The organism is Clostridium pacaense, from assembly GCF_020709765.2.
Taxonomy (GTDB): domain Bacteria; phylum Bacillota; class Clostridia; order Lachnospirales; family Lachnospiraceae; genus Enterocloster; species Enterocloster hominis.
The window spans coordinates 39497-54586 of record NZ_JAJFEB020000001.1 but is presented as its reverse complement, the minus strand read 5'-3'; the positions used below and the strand labels follow the sequence as shown (position 1 = coordinate 54586).

At 53.1% G+C, this 15090-nt stretch carries 13 protein-coding genes; 1 reads left to right on the top strand and 12 read right to left on the bottom strand.

Features of this window, described 5'->3' with window-relative positions:
* Positions 1 to 2: 2 nt before the first annotated feature.
* The 11 genes from LK536_RS29915 to LK536_RS29865 all read right to left on the bottom strand — a co-directional run bounded on the left by LK536_RS29915 (position 3) and on the right by LK536_RS29865 (position 12283).
* A complete protein-coding gene (locus tag LK536_RS29915) occupies positions 3 to 1109 on the bottom strand; it encodes a DUF362 domain-containing protein (RefSeq protein ID WP_025487244.1) in 1107 nt (368 codons plus the stop codon).
* 6 nt (positions 1110 to 1115) lie between these two features.
* Positions 1116 to 1892, bottom strand: a complete 777-nt coding sequence (locus LK536_RS29910) for an SDR family NAD(P)-dependent oxidoreductase (RefSeq protein ID WP_025487243.1) — start codon at positions 1890 to 1892, stop codon at positions 1116 to 1118.
* Between the two features lie 8 nt (positions 1893 to 1900).
* Positions 1901 to 2692, bottom strand: a complete 792-nt coding sequence (locus tag LK536_RS29905) for an SDR family NAD(P)-dependent oxidoreductase (protein WP_227794795.1) — start codon at positions 2690 to 2692, stop codon at positions 1901 to 1903.
* Between the two features lie 18 nt (positions 2693 to 2710).
* Positions 2711 to 4111, bottom strand: coding sequence for a mandelate racemase/muconate lactonizing enzyme family protein (locus LK536_RS29900; protein ID WP_008726012.1), 1401 nt, complete (start codon positions 4109 to 4111; stop codon positions 2711 to 2713).
* A 19-nt stretch (positions 4112 to 4130) separates the two neighbouring features.
* On the bottom strand, positions 4131 to 5645 hold the full coding sequence (locus LK536_RS29895) for a sugar ABC transporter ATP-binding protein (protein ID WP_008726014.1): 1515 nt from the start codon (positions 5643 to 5645) through the stop codon (positions 4131 to 4133).
* A gap of 18 nt (positions 5646 to 5663) precedes the next feature.
* Entirely contained in the window at positions 5664 to 6653 is a 990-nt protein-coding gene (locus tag LK536_RS29890; protein WP_008726016.1) for an ABC transporter permease, read from the bottom strand.
* A gap of 37 nt (positions 6654 to 6690) precedes the next feature.
* Positions 6691 to 7734, bottom strand: coding sequence for a sugar ABC transporter substrate-binding protein (locus LK536_RS29885; protein ID WP_227794794.1), 1044 nt, complete (start codon positions 7732 to 7734; stop codon positions 6691 to 6693).
* 61 nt (positions 7735 to 7795) lie between these two features.
* Complete coding sequence (locus tag LK536_RS29880) at positions 7796 to 8581, bottom strand: RraA family protein (protein ID WP_025487239.1); 786 nt, start codon at positions 8579 to 8581, stop codon at positions 7796 to 7798.
* A 39-nt stretch (positions 8582 to 8620) separates the two neighbouring features.
* A complete protein-coding gene (locus LK536_RS29875; protein ID WP_040382522.1) occupies positions 8621 to 10000 on the bottom strand; it encodes a mandelate racemase/muconate lactonizing enzyme family protein in 1380 nt (459 codons plus the stop codon).
* Positions 10001 to 10413: 413 nt separating this feature from the next.
* Positions 10414 to 10746 carry a cyclic-di-AMP receptor gene (locus LK536_RS29870; protein ID WP_008716104.1) on the bottom strand — a complete coding sequence of 111 codons (333 nt, stop codon included), beginning with the start codon at positions 10744 to 10746 and terminating at the stop codon, positions 10414 to 10416.
* Between the two features lie 73 nt (positions 10747 to 10819).
* Positions 10820 to 12283: a S1C family serine protease gene (locus LK536_RS29865; RefSeq protein WP_040379354.1), complete on the bottom strand. Its 1464-nt coding sequence runs from the start codon at positions 12281 to 12283 to the stop codon at positions 10820 to 10822.
* Between the two features lie 263 nt (positions 12284 to 12546).
* On the opposite strand from LK536_RS29865, the gene LK536_RS29860 reads away from it, so the two are divergent.
* Complete coding sequence (locus LK536_RS29860) at positions 12547 to 13821, top strand: nucleotidyltransferase (protein ID WP_227794793.1); 1275 nt, start codon at positions 12547 to 12549, stop codon at positions 13819 to 13821.
* A 56-nt stretch (positions 13822 to 13877) separates the two neighbouring features.
* Here the strand turns inward: LK536_RS29860 and LK536_RS29855 are convergent, their stop codons facing one another.
* A complete protein-coding gene (locus LK536_RS29855; protein WP_025487238.1) occupies positions 13878 to 15086 on the bottom strand; it encodes a class I SAM-dependent methyltransferase in 1209 nt (402 codons plus the stop codon).
* Between the last annotated feature and the right edge of the window lie 4 nt (positions 15087 to 15090).

Below are 15090 nucleotides of genomic sequence, written 5' to 3'. Positions count from 1 at the left end.
TCCTAAACCGTAATGAGTTCATATTCCCTGCTTCCCAGGCCCAGCTTAACCGCATGGTCAATGGCAACCTTCCAGTTGGTATCGGGATGGGTATCCGTAAAATGGTCCCCATGGCAATGGTTTCTGCCGGACAGCACGCTGCCCTCTATTACGGGCTGACGGTTTACCGCATCGGCACACGCCAGGTCCAGGGCTACCGGGTCAAAGGAAGCGAACATGCCCACGTTTGGGACAATGGGGATATCATTTTCCGAGTGGCAGTCACAGTATGGCGACACATCAACCACAAGGCTTACATGGAAATGCGGACGGCCCTGAAGCACGGCCAGCGCATATTCCGCTATCTTCTTGTTCAGGATGTCATTGGCCTCATTGTTATCCGCAGCCACCGCGTCCATGGGACAGGTTCCGATGCATCTGCCGCATCCGGCGCACACTGCGGTGTCAATGGAAGCTTTACCGGATTCCAGGGTTATTGCACCATGGGCGCACTGCCGGACGCAGGCCCCGCATCCGACGCAGAGTCCCGCATCCACATGGGGCTTGCCGGAGTTATGCATCTCCATCTTGCCTGCCCTGGAGCCGCAGCCCATTCCGATGTTCTTAAGGGCTCCGCCAAAGCCTGCCGCCTCATGGCCCTTGAAATGGGTCAGGGATATGATGATATCCGCGTCCATGACAGCCCTTCCTATCTTGGCTTCCCGGACATACTCCCCATCCACGGGCACAAGGATATCGTCCGTACCTTTTAACCCGTCGCCGATGATTACATGGCAGCCCGTGGCAAATGGATTATAGCCATCCTCATACGCACTGTCCAGATGGTCCAGGGCATTTTTCCTCCGGCCCACATACAGGGTATTACAGTCCGTGAGGAAAACCCTGCCGCCCTGTGAACGGATCAGGTCCACCAGCACCTTTGAATAGTTGGGACGGAGATAGGCCAGGTTTCCCGGCTCCCCGAAATGAAGCTTAATGGCAGTGTATTTATTGGAAAAATCAATCTGCTCCAGCATTCCCGCCTGTTTCACAAGTCTTGCCAGCTTCTGCAGCAGGTTCTCGCTCAGCGTTGTATGCATATTGGTATAATAAACTTTAGACATCCATATATCCTCCTATGCCAGTATTGTTCCTGAATCAGCCCTTATGGCTGTGCCGTGGATCATTTCCGCCTCGTCGGAGGCAAGAAATGCCACAACATGGGCCGCGTCCTTTGGCTCGTTGATACGGTCAGCCAGGCTCAGCTTTGAAAACGGAAACAGACGCTCCTCATCAGCCAGGCCGCTTTCCACCACGTCCCTGGGCTTGCCGGATTTAACCCCGATATCGACATAACCATATTCCACGGAATTAACATTAATGTGGTAATCCGCCAGTTCCAAGGCGCTTTCCCTGGTCAGCATCTTGATGGCCCCTTTTGTCATGCTGTAGCCCGGGTCAAAGTTGGTGGGCCGTTTCGCATGGACCGAGGAAATGTTAATGATCTTGCCATATCTCTTTTCCTTCATATAAGGCAGCACGCCCTGCATACACAGGATATAGCCGTACAGGTTCGTATGGAAAATCCTGGAAAGATGCTGGTCATCATACTCATCAAAGGGGATATTACACTGGTATGCCGCATTGTTGACCAGGATGTCAATACCGCCGAATGCATCCATTCCCTGCGCAATCATGGAATCCACCTGCGCTTTATCCGTCACGTCCGCCTGCACCGCAATGCACTTTGCCCCCAGGCTGTTCAGTTTCTCACATATGGCCTTTCCGTCAGACGATGTATGATAATTGACAATCACGTTAGCGCCGCATCTGGCCAGTTCCATGGAGATTCCTTCCCCGATTCCTTTGGCCCCTCCTGTTACCAGCGCTGTTTTACCCTTTAAATCAAACATACGTATCCCTACCCTCTCATCAATCCCCTGTGGTTTGCTTTTTCGTCAATATAATGCAGCAGCAGTCCGCCGTCCATGCGTATTTCCGTGCCATTTACATACCGGCAGCGGCTATCCAACAGAAAGCCGCACAGCTGGGCGGTATCGGACGCGCTCCCCACCGTACCGGACGGTATCTTGTACTGGTATCCCTCATATAAGGTGGTGTAACTGCTTTTGGGGGCAAATACATCCTCTTTAATAGGGCCAAGTTCAACGAATACGGAACACACGTTTTTCACCCCCAGGCCCAGGGCCGCTTCCCTGGACAGGTTCTTCACCGCTCCCATTGCCATGGAGAAAAGCGGATAGGCCCCAGACGGCTTATCATCGTGGATGGAGCCGATGAAGATGAGCTTACCGTTCATCTCCCTGTCCATAGCAGCGCCGAATACCTGGGCAGCTGTCATGGCGGATTGGATATTTTCCTTATAGTTTTTTTCAAACTGTTCCTCTGTAAGATTTGAAACCGAACCTTCCACCACTGTAAAATAATTATAAATCACCCCATAGGCCGGCCCAAGGGCCTCCTCCGCCTCCCTGACAGCCTGTTTTAAGGCCTCCCTGTCAGAAAGCCCTGCATCCGTAACCATATAGGCTGCATGGCAGGTGTCCAGCTCTTCTTTTAAAGCCTGGTCCATGGGTTCCCCGTGCATGAATATAAGGATACCGGCCTTCTCCCTGCAGAGCATGGTGATGCATTCCCTGCCAACGGCCGTCCTTCCATCAGTCACAGCAACCATTTTATGTTCTAATCCCATAACACACTCCTCTTTTCATCAGCTCCACAGCCTGTCGCTGGAATATTCACGGTCCCACTGCCCGGTAGGCGCCCAGATTTCAGGATACCCGGGCCATGTATGCTGGCGGATTACCTCGTCGTTAAAGCCTTCGGCCCCAAGACCGGGAGCTTCCGGCACATGCAGATACCCGTCCCGGATTAACGGCTCAGGAAGGCCTGTCACCAGGTCCTGCCAGTAATCGTCATCCGGCGCATTGAACTCCATGGCAATGAAGTTCTCGGTTGCCAGTCCCACATGCCCGGTTGCCAGGGCCGCCACCGGCGTCTCACACATGTGCATCGCCATAGCCGTATGGTACTTCTGGGCCATATTCCCAATCTGCTTGCATTCCAGGATCCCGCCTGCGGAACAGATGTCCGGATGGATGACGGCCACGCCGCCCGGTGCGCACAGTGCCTCATAATTTTCCACATAGGTAAGGTCCTCCCCGCATGCCAGCGGGGTTGATGTGTAATCACGGAGCGCCCTGTATTCCTGTGCCATGGTGCATGGAAGGACGTCCTCGCACCACATCAGGTTGTATTTCTCAAGGCGTCTTAGCAGCCGTTTGGCGTCATCCAGTCCCAGATGACCCAGATGGTCGATGGCGATTGGCACCCTGTATCCCAGTTCTTCCCTTATCTGGGCCACATGTTCCTCGTAGCGGTCAAGGCCCCGTTCCGTTGGACGTATGAAGGTATAGGGATGCTGCACCATGCCGTAATCCTCCATCCTCCGCTTAAACGGCTTATCATCTATGTCCGCCAGTCCTGTCACCGGATCCTCCTTCAGCAGGTTCTCATGGCCTGCCAGGATCTGGTCAATGTAATCCTGAGGCCCTGACAGAAGTTCTTCGTCCGGGTACAGGTACTGGATTTCTTCCATGCCCACGATTACTTTACACATCTTCATCCCGAACCGGTCCATACGCTCCCTGATGGCCCTGGCTTTCAGGGTTCCGTTCACCCTTTGGGAAGGCGGGGTCCGGCCAAGGTCGCAGTACACCCTGACCTGTTCCCTGAACCGTCCTCCCAGCATCCTGTACACCGGGACACCGTATGCCTTGCCGGCCAGGTCCCATAAGGCCATCTCAATCCCACTGACGCCCCCGCCCTGCCTGGAAGGACCGCCGAACTGTTTTATCTTGCGGAACAGACGGTCCACATCACACGGGTTTTCGCCTATGAGCCTGCTTTTTAACATGGCGGCATAGGTGGCGCTGGCCCCGTCCCGCACCTCCCCCATTCCCACCAGGCCCTGGTCCGTGTCTATCTTCACCAGGATGCAGTGCATGGATGAGGCTTTTACATGGGCAAACCTGATATCCGTTATCTTCAGTCCGCCTGGGGCGGAGCAGGTATTGATGCGGCCCTGCAGGCATTCGTTCATACTCTCCATTTTAATTCCAATCCCCTTTCTATTCTGCAAGCGCTGCCTGCATCACACGGTCCTGGGTAATCTCCTCGTTGTTGAATTCGCCTGTAATCCGGCCATTGCTGAGCACGATACAGCGGTCGCTCATGGATATCAGCTCCGGCATGTCGGAGCTGACCATGACGATTGCAACGCCCTGTTCCGTCAGTTCATTCATGATTTTATAGATTTCCGTCTTGGCGCCCACATCGATTCCCTTGGTAGGCTCGTCGATGAATAATATCTGCGGTTCCTCCAAAAGCCATTTTCCCAGCACCACCTTCTGCTGGTTGCCGCCTGAAAGGTTAACGATTACAGTCTCAATGGACGGGGCTTTTACGCGGAGCCGGTCAAACATCTTCTTGACCCATTGTTTTTCGTACTTCTTATCGATAAAGCAGCCTTTTGATATATTCTTAAGGCTGGCCAGGGACAGGTTTTCCCTGATGGTGAATACCCAGACAAAACCGGATTTCTTCCTCTCCTCCGTCACAAAACCGATTCCATTGCGGATGGCGTCGCCGGGGCAGTTGATTTCAACCTTCTTTCCGCCGATGTACACCTGTTTCTTCACGCCTTTTGTGATCTGCCCAAAGACAGCGCCCAGCATCTCGCTTCTCCCCGCTCCCACCAGGCCGCCGATTCCAAGGATTTCGCCTTTCCTCACATGAAAGCCTACATTTTCAACTATGTTCTTATTCTTCATCGTCGGATGGGGGACGGACAGGTTCTCCACGCGCAGGATTTCCTCGCCGATTCTTGCCTTTTCTTTGGGATACATGTTTTCGATGGTACGGCCCACCATCTCCTCAACCAGCTGCTTCTCACAGACACTTCCTATCTCGCGGCAGGATATGAAGGCCCCGTCACGCATGACCACCACCCGGTCCGCTATCCGGAACACCTCGTCCAGACGATGGGAAATGAACAGGCAGGAAACGCCACGTTTCCTCAAATCGTCCATCAGCTTCATCAGCAGTTCGGTTTCCTGGTCCGTAAGCGCGCTGGTGGGTTCGTCCAGCACCATGATCCTGGGATTCCTGCTGAGGGCCCTCATGATGGACAGCATCTGCATCTGGCCGCTGTTCAGGCTTCTGGCCTTTGTGTCCGGTTCAATATCCAGTCCGATATCATCCAGTATCTTCCTGGTGTCCGCATAGAGCCTGCGGTAATTGACAAAGCCGTTTTTGCCGGGAAGGTTTCCCACAAAAACATTTTCCGCTATGGTGGCATCCAGCATCATGTTCATCTCCTGGTAGACCATCTCAATCCCATAGCGTTCGGCTGAGGCCACAGAGGTCATCTCCGCCGGTTTGCCGTCGATGAGGATTTCCCCTTCATACTCCCCGGCCACGTAGCTTCCGCTCAGGACCTTCATAAGGGTGGATTTCCCTGCGCCGTTTTCCCCGCACACTGCCAGGATTTCCCCTTTCCTCAGCTCGATGGATACATCTTTCAGCGCGATTACACCGGGAAAACGCTTTGTAACCTTACGCATCTCCAATATCGTTTCGCCCATATGTATGCCTCCTTTCCCTTACTCTGCGCCTCCTGCTTTCCTGCGGTACTTGTCAATGAATATGGCGGCAAGAAGAATCACGCCGAATATCAGGTTCTGCCAGAACGTGGATACCTTCATTACAATCAGGGCATTGGTGATGGTGGCCAGCAGGATACAGCCAAGGGCCGACCCCAGGACGGTCCCGGTGCCGCCAAACATGCTTGTGCCGCCAATGATGACCGAAGCCATGATTGTCAGCTCGGTGCCTGTTCCGGCTGCCGGCTGTGCGCTGGCAAAACGGGAAGCCATCAGCACGCCGGATAAGGCTGCAAGCATGGAGGTGGCGATGAAAACCGTCAGGCACTTGGCGCGTACGTTGATGCCTGCAAGATAGGCAGTCTCCCTGTTTCCGCCGATGGCCAGGATGGCGCGGCCGTACTTGGTCTTTACCAGTATGATATGTCCGATGATACCGATGATCAGTGCATAGACAACAGGCAGAGGGACCATCCCGAACAGTTTATTCTGTCCTATCATCTTAAAACTGCTGGAAAAACCGGATATTGCCAGGTTTTCCGTGGTGATTGCGATGATTCCGTTAAACGCATACTGGGTACCCAAGGTGGCGATGAATGGAGGCAGGTCAAAATACACGATTACAATGCCGTTGATGACCCCCACCACTGCGCCGGCCCCAAGGGCCAGCACAATGGAAACCGGGATCGGCATTCCTGCCTTCAGTGCAAAGGCGCAGACAACACCTCCGAAACTGGTGGCGGCGCCTATGGAAAGATCCATTCCGCCGGAAGCCATCAGAAATGTGATAGGTACGGCGACAATAAACGAAAAGCTGGATGTCTTCAGTATATCAAGGATGTTGTTCATTGCAAAGAAGTTGGGATTCACACAGCCCACCACAATCAGCAGAAGACACAGAGGCAGGATTGTCCCTAATTCGTTTTTGTTTAAAAGCGCATGTAGGACCGCACTTTTCTTAACCTGGGCATTATCCGGTTGTTTTTCCATTTTCCTTCTCCTTTCCGGCGCAGCCGCCGCAGCCAGCCTACTCACCCATGTCAATGCCGCGTTCTTTTACCCAGCCGTCAATATCGTCGATGAACAGGGTTGTTGTTCCTGAGTCATTGCCGCGCTCGTACTGCCCGCCGTCACGGACCGCCTTGGCCAGATATGCCCCGTCATATCCCACGTTGTACCAGTGCTGTGCTACCGTACATACCATGCTGCCGTCCTGCACGCATCTTAAGATTTCAGGCGCATCATCAATCCCCACCACGCAGAAGCTGTCCTGAAGCCCGTTCTCCTGTACGAAGGCAGCGCCTCCAAGGCCTGCATAGCTGTCAAAGGAAACCATGCAGTTGATATCCGGGTCCGCCAGATAGGAGGCAGATATCTTATCCTGTGCCGTGGCTGCATTGGACATACACTCCGTCTTATCCGCCACAATGGCATCCGGCCTCAGTTCCTTCAGTTTTTCCTCAAATGCAGCCACCTGGTCATTCTGCTGTTCCATGGTCAGGTTGCTCTGCATGGTGAGCACCTTAATGGGTTTGTCGCCCATGGCCTGAATCAGGGCCTCTGCAACGGAGTATCCCAGGTTAACCGGGTCAGTGCCTATGTATGCCGCGGGAATATCATTATCCGTGGCAATACCAATCAGGGTTACGCCCTGCTCTACCGCGCGGTTCATGACATCCTCTGCAGCGTCCTCCTGGGTCAGCGCTATCAATATGATGTCCGCCCCATTGGTCAGGGCTGTTTCCGTATTATTGACCATGTCCTGGGTATTACCCTGTGTCTGGGGCGCCAGGTAGTGGCCCTCCCACCCAAGCTCGGCACACGCGTCATTGAATCCTTTTTCCGCCTGGCCCCATGCAGCTCCCCCTGCCATCCCGCTGCTGAAATATACAACCAGCTTATCCTCACCGCTGCTTTCAGCCTGTGCTGCGGATGTGCCTGTCTGTTCTGCCGCCGTTGTATCTGCTTTTGTGGTTCCCTGACATCCGGTAAGCATGGCTGCCGCTGCCATGGTTGCTGCCAATAATAATGTACCTATCTGTTTTCTGTAAACCTTATTTCCCCGCTTCATGTTATTCCTCCTCATATACAATCTGCTAACATGTACCTTCCATTATAAACGGTATTTCTTTTTACAGCACCCCAAATTCTGCATATACCTGGTCAATGGGCATTCCGTCCGCCAGCATCTGACGCTGCTTATTCTCTTTTTCATAGATTGCCTCCACCCTGAGAAGCACTTCATCCACGATATCCTTCGGGATTACCTGCACGCCGTCATTATCCCCAAATATGAAATCCCCCGGATAAATGGTTACGTAATGAGTGACATGGCCGGGCAGCATGGCCGGGACATTGACATCGGTGACAATCCATCCGCCGAACGCGTTAGGCGCAGTCCCAAAGGAATACATTGGGAAATCCTGCATTTTCAGCACATACTGCGTATCCCTGCAGTTCCCTGCAAGAAGCATTCCGCGGCATCCATGGGCATAGGCCAGCTGGCAGCTCATTTCCCCAAAATGAGCGGGCTGCATATCCCCTCCGCAGTCAAAACATAAGATGCTCCCATCCGGCTCAGAGGCAACCGTGCGCATCATGATTTTCTGGGGATGCTCCCGGCCGTCCAGATAGTCCTCATAGAACTTATCCAGTGATTCGCCCGGAAGGTAGGAAGTGTCAATGGACAGGGTATGGAGTTTGACCGGCAGGGCGCGGCCCACCAGCTGCATTCCCTGACGAAGCGCCTTAAAACGCTGCGACAGGACTGTGTCGCACACGCCAAGGGACCAGAGTGAGTCGGAAACATTGCCGCCGTACCCGGCTTTCTTAAAACGTTCAATGCGCTCCAGGTCCGTGATGTCCAGATGGCGGATTTCCTCTCTTGGTATGGTGTACTCCCTGTTTTCTGGTAACATAATCGTATTCCTCCTTTATATTTTTATTTGATATGATGCTCAGCTCCACAGACGGTCGTGGCTGTAGCTGTTATTCCAGTCATCGGTAGCCTCCCAAAGGCCGGGGATTTTCTCATTGTCAATATGTTCCCGTATCACATCGTCCACCAGTCCTTCAATTCCCAATCCGGGGGCATCCGGTACTTTGATATATCCGTTCTGTATCAGGGGTTTCCTGGTTCCGATGACCAGATCATCCCACCATGGAACATCGTTGGAATGGAACTCCAGGGCCAGGAAGTTCTCTGTGGCGGCTACGCTGTGCACGGCAGCCAGACAGGCCACAGGACTCTCCGCCATATGTACGGCCATGGCCACCCCGTATTCCTGGGCCATGTCGCCGATTTTCTTGTTCTCCAGGATCCCGCCGGATGTGAGCAGGTCCGGATGTATCACAGAAACGCCGCCTGCCTCCAGAAGGGGACGGAAGCCTTCCTTCAGATAGATATCCTCGCCCGTGCATATGGGGACATTGACGGACTGCTTTAAGATGGCGTACTGTTTCGTATAATGCCAGGGCAGCGCGTCCTCCAGCCAGGCAATATTGTATTTCTCCAGCATCCTGCCCAGCTTGATGCACTCGGTCAGGCCGATATGTCCGATATGGTCGATTGCCAGGGGAATCTCATAGCCGATGACAGAGCGCACATCCGACATGTACTGGTCCAGATATTCCAGGCCCTTCTGCGTGATCTGCACAGCGGTCATCCCATGTTCGATGTTCTGGACTTCCCTGACACGGTTCATGTGATACCGCTCATCCAGGGTCCCCTGCTTCCACATGATTTCATCACAGTCCTCTGCTTCCCTGAGCTTATCAATGAATCCCAGGGGAGCGCTGAGGGCGCCCGGCACGTCGTACAAAAGGCTGATGCTCAGGTCCATCTTAAGCATGGTAAAGCCTTTTTCCATCCTTTTTTTTAGGGCCTCCCCCATCTTCTTCCCGCTGTTTTTCCCTTCCACATCCGTGTCACAGTAGCAGCGGATCTCATCCCTGAATTTGCCGCCCAGCATCTGGTACACCGGTACCCCATATGCCTTGCCAGCCAGATCCCACAGGGCAAGCTCGATTCCGCAGACCCCGCCTGCCTGGCGTGACAGTCCTCCGAACTGTTTCATCTTGCGGAAGATGCGGTCCACATTACAGGGGTTCTCGCCAATCAGCTTGCTTTTCAGCATCAGCGCATAGCGCTTATCCGCAAAGTCCCTGACCTCCCCGTATCCCACCAGTCCCTGGTTGGTGAATACCTTAACCAGGATACAGTGCATGGGGGCATTCCAGATATCTGCAAAGCGGATATCCGTAATCCTCAGTTCCGACGGCGAGGAGCATGTCTTTACATTGTTTAAGACCTCGCCTGCTTCCATTCTCTCTTTCATTGCTGTCCCTCCTAGATTATATGATTTTTGTATTTACTGTTAATTTTTTCCTATTGATTGTTAATTATTTAGTGTTTTATTATAATAAATCGGTTTAGTAAATAGGTTTATATTATAAATAGCACCTAATGTCAGTTATGTCAATACCTCTTTGAACATTTTCACTAAGAAACCTCTTTTTAATTCCTTTTTATTGTCTGAAAATGCATTTAGAGGGCGCGAATGATATTATAAACAGGAATCCTTGTGTTCCTGCATCAAAAAAAAGGCATCTGCAATTGATACGATATGCCCCTTGTCTGCAGGACAAGGGGCATATCGTATAGCGCAGATACCTCTTTCATACCGTTAAGTCTGTTTTTGGCAATTCATCTCACCACCTTAGAGGATGGGAGAATCCTTGCTAATATTTGTTAAATTTTCTCGTACCGGTCCACATCAATTACAAAGATTGTGGCGCCGCCCACCTCCACGTTCATGGGCATGGTTGCGTAGTTCACCATGGTGGTTCCGGAAATATATGGCATATTCACCGTAAGCTTCTGGTGCTGCCCGCACTCCTGCTTAATGATATCAATCACTTCCTGTACCTTATCATCCTCCGCACCGATCATCAGTGTGGTATTGCCCTTTTTCAGGAATCCGCCGGTGGTGGACAGCCTGGTTACGCTGTAGTGCTGTTGGGTTAACTGGCTTACTACGTCATCTTCGTTGTCGTTCCTTACGATTGCATATACTAATTTCATAAGCTGAACCTCCTTAATTGATTGTCTATTAGGTCCAGTATATCATATTTTCCATAAAATAGGTGTTAATATTTTATGAATTAGCTGCCGGCTTTGTTCCCAGGGTTATCTGTATATCATGCTCCACGTAAGCGCCGTTGACCAGGGACTGGACGGTCAGGGTAATGGTGGATCCGCCCTCATAATACGTAAGCATCTGTTTTAATTCTTCCATGTTCGTAACAGACTGTCCGTCAAACTTAGTAATGATATCCTTTTCCTTTAAATCAGAGGATGCGGCTGCCCCGCCTTCCACGATCTTATAGACATAGATGCCTACCGGCATGCCGAATTCCTGTGCCGCGGATGCGTCAATGTTGGTTCCCTGGATACCCAGATACCCCTGGGCGCCCTCAGATACGGCCACACGGGTCTTCTTGGTCATCAGGCTGTTTAAGATATCCTGCGCCTTGGAGATGGGGATTGCAAAGCCCATGCCCTCAACCTCCGTGGAAGCTGTCTTGGCCGCATTGATACCGATTACATTGCCGTTTAAGTCAATCAGGGCGCCGCCGCTGTTGCCTGGGTTGATGGCTGCATCGGTCTGGATGAAGGTCCTTGTGATTCCGCTGCCGTCCGTGATTTCCCTGTCAAGTGCGCTGACATAGCCGACGGTTACGGACTGTCCATATCCAAGTGCGTTTCCGATTGCCACCACCTGCTGGCCTACCTTTATGTTGTCGGAATCTCCCAGGGAAGCCACCTTAATCTTGCTCATGGTGTCGGACGGGATATCCTTTAACTGGACTGCGATGATTGCCAGGTCAGAGGCGGAATCCGTACCCTTGACAGCAGCGCTTACGTCGTTGTTGTCAACAAATGTAACCTTCAAATCCTGCGCCCCGTCAACCACATGATTGTTGGTGGCAATCAGCAGCTCCGTATCGCTCTGGTTGATGATGATGCCTGAACCGCTGCTCTGGGCCTGGTAGGTCTGTGGCATTCCGAAGAAGTCCCGCTGCTGAACGGTCATGGTATCATTGATGGCCACAATGGACGGCATCACTGTTTCCACGATTCCTGACACATCGGTGACCGCGGTCACCGTGGTCGCTCCCTGTCCGCCGTTCTGCGTGGTCACGGCGGGCGCCACCTGCTGGATCTGCGGCTGGACCTGTGCCTGTGCCTGGGCGCCTGCGTTGCCGTACATGCCTGTCATCCTGGCTCCCAGATAATTAACGCCTGTCATCACCCCGCCGGATACGGCGCCGAACAGGACCGCCGCTGCCGTGATTCCGGCTGCCCGTTTCATCCACATGCCTTTCTTTGGTTCCCGGTTCCCGCCGCTGCCGCTGTTCCCGGACTGCTGTGAATACACATTGTATCCCTGCTGGCGGCTGCCTTCATGGGATGGATTGAATCCGCTGTTCCTGTTTCCCTGGCCCTCATCCATATTGGGGGTGGTCCAGTTAACGGTTGTCTCCGGTATGTTCCTTTCCGGTATGTTCCTCTCTGTGCTGTTATCTCCATTTAAATTCCTGTTTTCATTCCCGTACATAAAAAAGTCTCCTTTCATACAATTCTCTATGTTTTGGATATTTCATCTATTTCCTTTTGACAGTTATAAATATACCCTTGATTTATGGTGGAATTGTGAAGCGATTGTGGAGAAATTGTGTTCGAAATATTATAGATTTATAAACTGGAAATAAACGGATTCAGGGCAGGCGGGGCCAGACCGGACGATTCAGGCTGGACGGATTGACTGATTCCCGATATAATGGACATGATAATTTGCAGAGAGAAAGAACGAGGTATTCCATGAAACTGACCGGAATCATAGCAGAATATAATCCCTTCCACAGCGGACATGAATTTCATATTAAAAAAGCAAAGGAACTGACAGACTCCGACTTCTGCGTGGTTGTCATGAGCGGCGACTTTGTGCAGCGCGGGGAACCTGCGCTTTATAGCAAATACCTGCGGACCCGCATGGCCCTGTGCTGCGGCGCGGACCTGGTGGTGGAACTGCCCTCCGCCTTTGCCGTCAGCAGCGCTGAGGATTTTGCGGCCTGCGGCGTGTCCCTCCTTACTGCCCTTGGCGCCGTGGATACCATATGCTTTGGCAGTGAGGACGGGCAGGTCCGGCCAATCCTGACAGCCGCCTCCCTGCTGGCCGAGGAAAGCCCGGCCTTCTCCGGACTCCTGGACCAGGGGCTGAGACAGGGCTTAAGCTGGCCCCAGGCCAGGAACCATGCCCTGATCCAGATGGCAGGGACCGTGCCGGACTTTCCCCTGCAGCCTGAAAGCCTGGACCGTCTTCTTGGCTCCCCCAACAACCTGCTGGGGATTGAATACTGCAAAGCCATCATCCGCAGCAACAGCCACCTGAAGCCTGTGACCATCAAACGCATGGGCCAGGGCTACCACGACAGGGAACTGGACCAGGGCCAGGCTTCTGCGTCCGCCCTGAGGCGCCTGCTGACAGAAGGTAATGCACACACGGACCCGTTGTCCAGCCTTTCCTCCCGTCTCTCAGCCCATGTGCCCCCGGCTGTCCTGTCCATGTATGGTACGGAACCGGCCGTGGGGGTGAATGACCTTTCAGGGCTGCTGAACTACACACTGCTTACCATGGCCAGCCAGGAGATTGATTTTTCCTCTTATGCGGATGTGTCAAAGGAGATGGCTTCCAGGCTGAGGACGCGGCTTCTTGAATATGAAAACTGGGAAGGACGGATCCGTCAGCTCAAGACGCGCCAGTATACCTATACAAGAATCAGCCGCGCCCTGCTCCACATCCTTTTAGGCATGACAGACCAGGATATGGCCCAATATAAAAGCGCAGGGTATGCACCCTACGCCCGTATACTCGGTTTTAAAAAGGATTCAGCAGGGCTGCTCTCCATGATAAAGAAGCAGTCCTCCATCCCGCTGATCACAAAGACGGCCGACGCCCCGCGCATCCTCACGGGCACCTCCCTCAGCATGCTGAAAAAGGATATCTATGCCACCCATATCCGCCAGGCCATCCTGGCCCACGCCTATGGGTACAGGTGCCGCAATGAATACACCCAGCCCGTATGCATCATCTAGTGCATCATTTAATGCATCATCTGGTGCATCATCTGGTGCATCCTCTGGTGCATCCTCTAATGCTCCATCCAAAGTTCCGGAGCCAGCAGCTTCACAATGGCAGGCGTCACCCCCAGGAACCCCAGCAGTTCTTTTAACTGCCCTTCATTCCCGGCCTTCTTCCCCTGGCGGATGCCCCTGATAAGGATATTCTTAGGCGTGTGTTCCATATCGATGAATTCCAGTATCTGGGTCCTGTATCCGCAGCGTTCCAGCACCTGCGCACGTATGGCGTCGGTGTACAGGGCCGCCATCCTTTCCTTAATCAGACCATACTGCAGTACCGGCTTCTGTATGTCACAGCTTATCTGCTTTGCCAGTTCATGCTGGCAGCAGGGCACGGACAGGATTACCTTCGCACCCCAGTTCACCGCCTTTGCCAGCGCATGGTCAGTGGCCGTGTCACAGGCGTGCAGGGTCACCACCATATCCACATGGTCCACGCCCTCATAGGAAGCGATATCCCCGTGATAGAAATCCAGCCTGTCATATCCGTACTGCCTGGCAAGACGGTTGCAGTGGTCTATCACATCCTGCTTCAGGTCCAGCCCGATGATGCGCACCGGGTATTCCTTCAGCACCTTCAGGTAATAGTACATGGCAAAGGTAAGATAGGACTTGCCGCATCCAAAGTCAATGATGGTTGTCTCCTCTTCCTGGTTTAAATTGGGGAGGATGTCCTCAATGAACTCCAGGAAACGGTTAATCTGGCGGTACTTATCATACCGGCTGTTAACAATCTTCCCTTCCCTTGTCATGACCCCCAGGTCCACCAGGAACGGGACGGCACAGCCCTCCTTAAGGATATAGCGTTTCTGGCGGTTATGGGACATAAGCCCGGATGCAGGCTGTATACGGGCGGGCTGGGCCTCCGCTCCCCCGCTGTGCGCCTTCCTCTTTACCTTGACCGTGACCTTTCCCTTCCTGCTCACAAGAATCAGCCCGGTCCCATGGCCTGACACAATCTCTGCCTGCCTGAAGCTTCCGTCCAGCAGTTCCCTGATATAGGACAGGGCCTCCTCCCTGGACAGGTTGCGGTGGAATGCCTGTCTGCCCACCTGCTCCTCTGCCTGGAACACCAGGCTGCCTTTCATGAGCAGCGGACGCAGCCTGGATTTGGCAATCCGTTCCCGGTCCACCGGGTTGCTGAAAAGTATCCGCTCCAGGGCCTCGTCCAGGAACAGGTCCAAAGCCTGTCCTAATTCCCTGCATTCTTCCTGATCCATATAT

What these genes read in the sequence shown, in the direction of transcription:
- LK536_RS29910 (WP_025487243.1), bottom strand. Translation starts at nt 1,892, where the DNA reads ATGTTTGATTTAAAGGGTAAAACAGCGCTGGTAACAGGAGGGGCCAAA.
- LK536_RS29905 (WP_227794795.1), bottom strand. Translation starts at nt 2,692, where the DNA reads ATGGGATTAGAACATAAAATGGTTGCTGTGACTGATGGAAGGACGGCC.
- LK536_RS29900 (WP_008726012.1), bottom strand. Translation starts at nt 4,111, where the DNA reads ATGGAGAGTATGAACGAATGCCTGCAGGGCCGCATCAATACCTGCTCC.
- LK536_RS29895 (WP_008726014.1), bottom strand. Translation starts at nt 5,645, where the DNA reads ATGGGCGAAACGATATTGGAGATGCGTAAGGTTACAAAGCGTTTTCCC.
- LK536_RS29890 (WP_008726016.1), bottom strand. Translation starts at nt 6,653, where the DNA reads ATGGAAAAACAACCGGATAATGCCCAGGTTAAGAAAAGTGCGGTCCTA.
- LK536_RS29885 (WP_227794794.1), bottom strand. Translation starts at nt 7,734, where the DNA reads ATGAAGCGGGGAAATAAGGTTTACAGAAAACAGATAGGTACATTATTA.
- LK536_RS29880 (WP_025487239.1), bottom strand. Translation starts at nt 8,581, where the DNA reads ATGTTACCAGAAAACAGGGAGTACACCATACCAAGAGAGGAAATCCGC.
- LK536_RS29875 (WP_040382522.1), bottom strand. Translation starts at nt 10,000, where the DNA reads ATGAAAGAGAGAATGGAAGCAGGCGAGGTCTTAAACAATGTAAAGACA.
- LK536_RS29870 (WP_008716104.1), bottom strand. Translation starts at nt 10,746, where the DNA reads ATGAAATTAGTATATGCAATCGTAAGGAACGACAACGAAGATGACGTA.
- LK536_RS29865 (WP_040379354.1), bottom strand. Translation starts at nt 12,283, where the DNA reads ATGTACGGGAATGAAAACAGGAATTTAAATGGAGATAACAGCACAGAG.
- LK536_RS29860 (WP_227794793.1), top strand. Translation starts at nt 12,547, where the DNA reads ATGAAACTGACCGGAATCATAGCAGAATATAATCCCTTCCACAGCGGA.
- LK536_RS29855 (WP_025487238.1), bottom strand. Translation starts at nt 15,086, where the DNA reads ATGGATCAGGAAGAATGCAGGGAATTAGGACAGGCTTTGGACCTGTTC.